1 protein-coding gene is annotated in these 534 nt (G+C 71.7%); it reads left to right on the top strand.

The window, feature by feature from the left end; translation table 11 throughout:
- Positions 1-534, top strand: a 534-nt coding sequence (locus L6Q67_RS24390) for an NAD(P)-dependent oxidoreductase (RefSeq protein ID WP_296576373.1), incomplete at both ends; no start/stop codon positions are given.

The raw sequence follows: 534 nt of genomic DNA, 5'->3' as shown, positions 1-534 counted from the left end.
ACGCCTACGCCGAGGACTACCCGGTCGCCCCCGCGGCCGACAACCTCGATGTCGCCATCGGCCACGCCAAGCGCGCCGCCGAATTCCTCTGCGCCGCCTACGCCGACCGCCACGGCCTGTCGTACAGCACCGCGCGCTGCTTCTCCTTCGTCGGCCCGCACCTGCCCCTGGATCTGCACTACGCCATCGGCAACTTCATCCGCGACGCCCTGTGGGGCGAGGCGATCACCGTCGGCGGCGACGGCACGCCGGTGCGCTCCTACCTCTACGCCGGCGATCTGGTGGTGTGGCTGCTCACCCTGCTCGTCCGCGGCGCCAACGGCCGCGCCTACAACGTGGGCTCGGACGAAGCCGTCACCATCGGCGAACTCGCCCACCGCGTCGGCCGCGTCGTCGCCCCCCAAAAGCCCGTCCGCATCCTCGGCCAGGCCAGCGGTCTGCCCACCCGCAACATCTACCTGCCCGGCATCGACCGCGCCCGCAGCGAGCTGGGGCTTGCAGTGTGGACGCCCCTCGACGATGCCATCCGGCTCA

The organism is Zoogloea sp. (assembly GCF_023150065.1).
Taxonomy (GTDB): Bacteria; Pseudomonadota; Gammaproteobacteria; order Burkholderiales; family Rhodocyclaceae; genus Zoogloea.
Note: the sequence above shows the minus strand (reverse complement) of the source record. Positions and strands in the feature narration are given on the sequence as shown.